The sequence below is a fragment of the Thermogemmatispora sp. genome (genome assembly GCF_019683755.1).
In the GTDB taxonomy this organism is placed as follows: Bacteria; Chloroflexota; Ktedonobacteria; order Ktedonobacterales; family Ktedonobacteraceae; genus Thermogemmatispora.
On sequence record NZ_JADGHT010000248.1, the window covers coordinates 1 to 7,010 of the forward strand.

General features: G+C 59.6%; 5 protein-coding genes and 2 pseudogenes. 3 read left to right on the forward strand and 4 right to left on the reverse strand.

The features are described 5' to 3' along the window. A pseudogene (locus IRZ24_RS14665) lies at positions 1 to 704 on the reverse strand (hypothetical protein); the annotation flags it as partial. A 502-nt stretch (positions 705 to 1,206) separates the two neighbouring features. Between IRZ24_RS14665 and IRZ24_RS14670 the strand changes: the two are divergent. The 3 genes from IRZ24_RS14670 (at position 1,207) to IRZ24_RS14680 (ending at position 2,210) form a co-directional block, all read left to right on the forward strand. Next, entirely contained in the window at positions 1,207 to 1,452 is a 246-nt protein-coding gene (locus IRZ24_RS14670) for a hypothetical protein (RefSeq protein WP_297165522.1), read from the forward strand. Between the two features lie 254 nt (positions 1,453 to 1,706). Beyond that, positions 1,707 to 1,886: a hypothetical protein gene (locus IRZ24_RS14675; protein WP_297165524.1), complete on the forward strand. Its 180-nt coding sequence runs from the start codon at positions 1,707 to 1,709 to the stop codon at positions 1,884 to 1,886. A 102-nt stretch (positions 1,887 to 1,988) separates the two neighbouring features. Further along, positions 1,989 to 2,210, forward strand: coding sequence for a hypothetical protein (locus IRZ24_RS14680; protein WP_297165526.1), 222 nt, complete (start codon positions 1,989 to 1,991; stop codon positions 2,208 to 2,210). Positions 2,211 to 2,602: 392 nt separating this feature from the next. On the opposite strand, the gene IRZ24_RS14685 is transcribed toward IRZ24_RS14680, so the two are convergent. The 3 genes and pseudogenes from IRZ24_RS14685 to IRZ24_RS19870 form a co-directional block, all read right to left on the reverse strand. After that, the gene (locus IRZ24_RS14685) at positions 2,603 to 3,448 is read right to left on the reverse strand and encodes a 2-oxoacid:ferredoxin oxidoreductase subunit beta (RefSeq protein ID WP_297165528.1); all 846 of its coding nucleotides are present in this window, start codon (positions 3,446 to 3,448) and stop codon (positions 2,603 to 2,605) included. A 2-nt stretch (positions 3,449 to 3,450) separates the two neighbouring features. Further along, positions 3,451 to 5,235: a 2-oxoacid:acceptor oxidoreductase subunit alpha gene (locus IRZ24_RS14690; protein WP_297165530.1), complete on the reverse strand. Its 1,785-nt coding sequence runs from the start codon at positions 5,233 to 5,235 to the stop codon at positions 3,451 to 3,453. A 1,624-nt stretch (positions 5,236 to 6,859) separates the two neighbouring features. Continuing rightward, positions 6,860 to 7,010: pseudogene (locus IRZ24_RS19870) on the reverse strand (pyridoxal phosphate-dependent aminotransferase); the annotation flags it as partial.

The window sequence follows — 7,010 nt, forward strand, 5'->3', positions numbered from 1 at the left end:
CCAACGGTATCCGCGACAGTAAAATGCTCGCTATCGAGGATGCGCACAGAGTGAGGATGATCCAGCCCCTCAAGTACCGGCCACCACTCCCCCCCCTCACGATCGATGGCGATCACCATTCCTTGATGGAAGAGCGAGGCCAGCACAGCCCCGGAGGGATGCTCTGCCACTGCGTTGACATGGGTCGTCTGGCTGAGGGTACCGTATTTCTCTTGACGATGGTCACGCGCCTTGTCAAGCTGCCGCAGTACCCCAGTGGGGGTATGGGTAAAGCCATGATCGGTTGCCCACCATTGCCACAGGACCTCACCCTCGCGGCTGATTTCCACGATCAGATCAAGGCCCGTGCTGGCTACCAAATAACCATGTGCGCTGCGCGAGATGGAATGAAGAGCGTTGAAGAGAGGAAGCGAGATCACGTCTCGGCGTAGCTCACGCAGCAGAGGATCAACTTCGTGAATGCTGGTGGCGGTGGTCACCAGAACGCCCCTGTCAGAGGGCACCATGCCCGCCGCCATGCTGAGCGGCAGTGTGCGCTCAATCGCTCCATCAACCACCAGACAAAGCAGGCCGCCGAGGTCTTCGTTCGGCTTCTGTAAGCTGCCACGTACCGTCAGTGGGCAGGCAATCTGCTGACCAGTGTCAGCCCAATGCTTTTTCAGAGTTGAGTGCTTGGTCGAGATGCAACTGACGAGTAGATTCATGACCGTGCTTTTCCACCTTTTCCAGTCTGACCTTGCTCAGCTCTGCTTCGCGCGCAAGGTCGTGTGAGCATGATGTCATGACGACCGGTCATAGCAAGCCCAGACTCAATCGCCAGCGGCCAGCGCCCCACCAGAGGCACAAAGGGGGACCGAACCCTTGCCCGGCTTGGCCTGGCCTGGCCGGCTCGGTCCGGTCCCCTGGCACCATCGCCGTACATACGCCTGGTTCTCTCGCCCCGCCTTTTACGCTGCCCGCTTTGTTGATTTTGTATATCAACAATGTCGAGTACTTCTGTTGTTACTATACTACTGTAGAGGATCGTGCCTTGTCAACCCCAGGGCCAGCGGAGCGGCTTGTCGCCGCGAGATGGCGGGGGGCAGCGATGCCCCTTGACGCTCAGGCGGCCTCGCGCTATCATCGGAGAGGTTAGCAGACAGGTATGAGAAAAACATCAACAGACCATCAAAAATTGCAAAAGATCGGCAGGCATAGAGATAGCATATGTTGAACAAGCTACGGGGTCGCAATCTCGCTCATCCTGGCTGCCTGGTAGGGACAACGCTCGGGCTAACGCTCGGCCTGATCCTGGCAGCGGTTCTAGCAGCCAGCTTTAACGTCAATATTAATATTGACCTGGCCATCTGGTTTGGTCTGACGGTCGTGCTAGGGGGCATAGGCTGGCTTATCGGCGATCGTCTTTCCTCGCGCTTTCCAGCTCTGGAAGAAGAACAGCCCCCTCAGGCCTGAGGGGGGCCGGCCTTCCTGTTTGCTGCTCCCCATCGCGGGCCTTCAGCGATAGTCAGCAAGCTACCGGACTGGCAGGAGGCTGGTAGGGAGACTGGCACTGGCCGCTCTTTTGTGGTATAGTTGTTTCTAACTACAAGGATCTCTCGGCTCGACATGGCCTACCTCTGTCTGATGGGGTATCAGGCTGTGTCTGGACCGTCTTCCTTGCCAGTATGCTGAGCAAAGCCGCTCCAGCGCTCGGGCAATGACGCACAGTGCGTATCGTCGTTGACCGGCTCCGTATCACCGTGGTACCTTTGGCTGTGGTTACTTGTAGTAGTTGGTACCGTGGTGGCCACCGTGGCGGCTCCTCCCTTGGCTACCGTGGCGGCTTCCCCGGCCCGCTTCACCACACGTTGCTGACCACCGATACGGGTCCGTTCCTTTCTCTTTAGAGCTGTTCTAGCTACTGCTTCTTGTCACCGGTTTTTCCCCTTTAGCAAGAAACGATGCGTAGCAGTGACGTGTCTGCCCGACACGGTCCAGGAGGACAAGCGATGCCAAAGAATGAGTTTCATCAGCCCGTTTCTGTGGATTCTGCCCCCAGGGGCAGCCGCTGCGAATGGTGCGGTGAGCCGGCGGAGCGGCAGCTCACAGCCATCGGCGGCCGCTATCACAACGATGGCGGTCTCTTCTGTCGTCCCTGTGGTGAGAAGTTTATCCAGGCAGTACTTAACTCGCTGCAGCTCCCCGGACAGCTTGGTCTGAGCGCCCACTAGTCAGCGAGTGGCTCAGACCAGCGTCTTTATTCTGCTACCCAGGTTCCCCCTGGTCTGCACGCCAGCAGTCTGCCCACTGATCACACGTCCCTCGCCAGAGCAGCTTGCAGGCAGGGCATGTCACCCTCAGTGGAATTGCTTGTTGGCTCCTTCATTTGGCTTTCCCAAAAGAGGCACTGAGGACGCGCTGGTCTGACTGCCAGCCAGACGCGTCCTCAGTCCTTTTTAGGCGTCCAGCATCTTAGCCTAGTGCGGCGCTGACTGGCCCCGAGGTCGCTCCCTCCTCGGCGGCCTGTCTTCTCCCTCGACTCTCTAGCCTGCCTGCCACTCAGCCCCAGCATGGCCCTGGCTGTCGTGGTAGCGGCAGGAGAGGAGGGCGGCCCGTGATGCGCCTAGGCGTAGCGCTGAATGTATTCCTCGATGCGGAACTCATGCGGCTCGACGACCTCACGCGCCACGCGTTCCATCGTTGGCCGCTCCTCGCGATAAAAGACGCCGATGTACTGCTTCTCATTGTCAAGAGCATACTCGAGCGCCTTGAGACGGTTGCTGGGGTCATGGTCCTCGGGCAGAGGGGTTACCGCGGCATCCCAGGCATCAAAGGTATTATAGAAGGTGGGACAGGGGCTAAGCACATGCACGAAAGAGAAGCCCCGATGTAGGGTTGCCTGCTCGATCAAGGCCGCCAGCTCCTTGGGGCGAGCGGAGTAACCGCGGGCCACAAAGCTCACGTTCAGCGAGAGGGCGGTCGCGACAGGATTGAACTGTGAGGCCAGCAGGCCATAGGGTGAGGACTTCGTCTTATGGCCATGCGGAGAGGTAGGCGAGGTCTGCCCCTTCGTCAGGCCATAGGTCTCGTTATCCATGACAATGGCTGTGATATCGATGTTGCGCAGAGCCGCATGGACCAGATGGCCCACACCGATGCTAAAGAAGTCACCATCGCCCCCTACAGCAATCACCGTCAGATCGGGACGAGCCATCTTCAGGCCCTGAGCGACTGGCAAAGCGCGCCCATGCACACTATGGAAACCGAAGGTGCGAATAAAGTGGGGGAAGCGGCTGGAGCAGCCGATACCCGAGACAACCACCGTTTGATCGACCGGCAGCTTGAGGGCGGCCATGCTGCGCAGCGTTGCGTTGAGCACACCGAAGTCGCCGCAACCCGGACACCAGGTCGGCTTGACCTCGCTCTTGTAATCCTTGAGCGTGAGCGTTGGAGTGGTTGACTGAACCACGGCTAACAAACCTCCTCAATGGCCCGCAGGATCTCACCCGCGGTGAAGGGAATGCCCCCGAATTTATTGACACGAATCGGCTGCAGACCATACCTGGCCCCGAGCAGGTTGGCCAACTGACCGGAGTAATTGCACTCGGGCACGATGATTGTCTTGACCGAGCTGATGAAGTCGCGAATAGCCCGGTCGGGTAGCGGCGAAAGAATGCGCAGGTGCAGAGAGGCCACTTTGTAGCCCTTGGCCCGGGCGCGATCCACTGCCTCCTGAATAGCCCCTTCCGTCGAGCCCCAGCCGATTAAACCAATCTCAGCCTCCCTGTCACCATACGGCTCCGGCTGCGGCAGCTCCTGAGCCGCGGTCTCCAGCTTGCGAAAGCGCTTCTGCATCATGGCGGTGTGGTCTTCCGGCTCGTAGTCCGGGTGACCATGCTCGTTATGCTCAAGGCCAGTTGCAGAGTAAGGAATAGCCCCAGGCCCGGGGATGGTCATAGGAGAGATGCCGCTAGCCGTATAGGCATAGCGGGCGAAGCTAGCTGCCAAAGCCGCCGCCGTTTCATGCTTGCCATTGTTGCTGGCCCCATTCGCGCCATTGGCGCCGTTGCTATTCGCCTTGCCATACTCCAGGCGGCCTTCGATGGTGAAAGGACGAAAGACACTACGATCGACACTCTCGACGCGGGCTGTCAGCGACTGATCAGTGAGGAAGATGACTGGCATCTGATAGCGATCGGCCATATTGAAGGCCAGGCCCATCAGAGTATAGCAGTCAGCCACGTTGGCCGGCGCCACAATCATGCGCGGCGTATCACCATGACCACCGTAGAGAGCGAAGCTGAGGTCAGCCTGCTCCATCTTCGTGGGCATACCCGTGCTCGGGCCGGCGCGCTGGGCATCAACAATAACCGCCGGTAACTCGGCCATCGAGGCCAGGCCTATCAGTTCGGTCATCAGAGAGAAGCCTGGACCAGAGGTGGCGGTCATGGCGCGCACGCCGCCGAAAGAAGCCCCCAAGACCGCCGCCAGCGCCGCCATCTCGTCCTCCGCCTGCAGGAAGGTGCCGCCTACCTGGGGCAGTTCCTTAGCCATGGCTTCCATGATATCGCTGGCCGGCGTAATCGGATAGCCAGCGAAGAAGCCACAGCCCGCCGCCAAGGCCCCAGCTACCACGGCCTGATTCCCATTGAGCACGACCCGATCAGCCTTCTCCACGGGGCCAAGTTGATAGGGGTCCCGCTTGTCGATCTTCTCACGCACGTAGCGATAGGCAATGTCTAGCGCCAGGCGGTTCTTCTCCATCAAGATGGGATTGGCCTTGCGCGATTTGGATAGGCGGGACTCAACTACCTGGAGCAGGGCCTCCAGCGGTGGCCCGAAGAGGCCCGCTATGGCCCCTAACATGACCATGTTCTTGGTCTGGAATAGCTGCACTTCCTTGCGCGCTAGCTCGTTGAAGGGCACGGCATAGGTGATGAAGTCGTCGCTCTCGGGCGTGAAATCGCCAGGATCATAAACGAGTACGCCTCCCCGACGCAGGTCGCGAATATTGCGGTCGTAGGCCTCTTTGTTGAGACAGACCAGCACGTCCGCATAGTCCCCCATCGATTTCACGGGGCGATCGCTGATGCGCACCTGAAACATACAGGGACCGCCCAGGATCTCCGCCGGGAAGGTGCGGAAGGTAAAGACGTGATAGCCCCAGCGCGCGGAGGCCAGCGCCAGGATGTCTCCACCCGAGATGGTCCCTTCGCCCGACTCGCCACCAATCCGAATCGTCACTTCATTCTCCATTGAATGCCCCCTCTAAAAATTCAACCGCGCCCTGTGCACAGAAATGGCGCGGCCCTTAAAAAGCGCTCCCGGGATTCCACAGAGTGCCCGCCACCTCGACTAACGACGGTCGCGGTCGCTCTCTGCTCTCGTTCCGGTCTGCATCTGTTCGACTGCCTTGCACTTACAACAGGGTGCTTTGCCGATGGCACGGCTCCTGTGTTCACGATGCTGCTGCTTACTGCGGAATCCGCCACTGCACTCGTTGCTAACTGGCTGGCCCTCTCTCATCCTTTGATCTTGACTCCTTGAACGGGCTGCCAGCCTTTGCAGTCTCTACACTTTCGATATTATAGCACAATGTGGACCGTACGATGTATCGATCCGTGACAGTGCTGGTCCAAATGTCGTGGGGCCTTGTTGACTTTTTTCTCTGTCCCTCTTCCCAGCGAATCCCAAGTATGGTACAATAGTGCTCGCAAGGGCCCATAGCTCAGCGGTTAGAGCAGCCGGCTCATAAGTGCGCCGCTGTGCTCTACCTGTCTCTGCTGCGTCGCGCAGTACCACTGGGACCGCTGTGGTTAAAGCCTGGCCTGACCCGATCCCGAAAGGGTTAGGGGACAGTAGCATGGCCAGAAAAGTACGGCTCGGGGGAAACTGCTCACCCCGCTCCGTGCAGCTAGGCCGTATATGGTGAGGAGCGCATTCCGAACCCGAGATGTGCCCGCTCAACCACCCGTGCGATGGCAGGATCGCGCACGTCGCCCGATTTGACGACCGTGGTTATGAGGGTCGTCAAGGGTCCCATCGGGCTGTCGGCTGGTGGCTTGGCACATCGTAAGGGCACCTACGTACGGACCGAGGCAGGTAGGGAACTGCGGGATCACCTTCCAGGACACAGAAGCGCTCGCTGCGCTGTAAGGCTACTTCCGTCGGCAAGGCACTCCCCCGGTGAGGGTCAGGGCTGTGCCACTGCCAGCGCCATTGCTCCTGTGTCCTCTGGTGACGGAGTGCCCATAGTACTCAAATGATCGGGGTAATGCCCGATACACGGGGAAGGGGCACAGGGCGCTCTTGTTGACCATGACGGTGGCGTCCTAGTCACAGTCTGTGGCGAGAGAGCGCCTGGAGAGCCGTGTGCGTCGAAAGGCGCACGCACGGTTCGGGAAGGGATGACCACGCTCTGCGCTTTGCCGTCTGACGATCTCCAGTCATACGACTGAGCGTTCACAGGCGGCGCGTAGGCTCTGGTTGTCGGCTTCACCCGGTTGGTCCCTGGTTCGAATCCAGGTGGGCCCACTCTCTTTTTGCCTTCTGCTGGGGCTGGCTGGCCCGCTCTTTTCAGATATTCGCGCCGCACTAGGGTTCCCCCGCCAGCACGGCTATAGCGGCCCGGGCTTTCAGTGGTCGCTATGGCCTCTTCACTGTGCCCCATGAGTTCCCGCCAGCACAGCCCTGCTTTCTCTTCCCCGATCCAAAGCTAGAGATCCCCAGATAGGAGGACATCCGCGCAACTTGGCGGGTCATCAACATTTTACCTGGCGGACCGGCGCTAGAGGATTGCGCTCCCCCTAGTCCTTGGGCAGCGCGGAAGATGACAAGCAGAAGGCGAAAAAGGAGGGGCACGGTCGTACAGACCGCACCCCTACTGGTGACGCTTCAGGAAGCGCTCCATACGCCGTAGCGCCTCTTCTAATTGATCATAAGCGGCGCAGTAGGCACAGCGCACATAGCCAGCTCCACAGGCCCCAAAGGAACTACCGGGTACGACGGCGACGCGCTCCTCTAGCAGGAGC

Coding starts and splice junctions, on each gene's coding strand:
- IRZ24_RS14670 (WP_297165522.1), top strand. CDS start 1,207: ATGTTGAACAAGCTACGGGGTCGCAATCTCGCTCATCCTGGCTGCCTG.
- IRZ24_RS14680 (WP_297165526.1), top strand. CDS start 1,989: ATGCCAAAGAATGAGTTTCATCAGCCCGTTTCTGTGGATTCTGCCCCC.
- IRZ24_RS14690 (WP_297165530.1), bottom strand. CDS start 5,235: ATGGAGAATGAAGTGACGATTCGGATTGGTGGCGAGTCGGGCGAAGGG.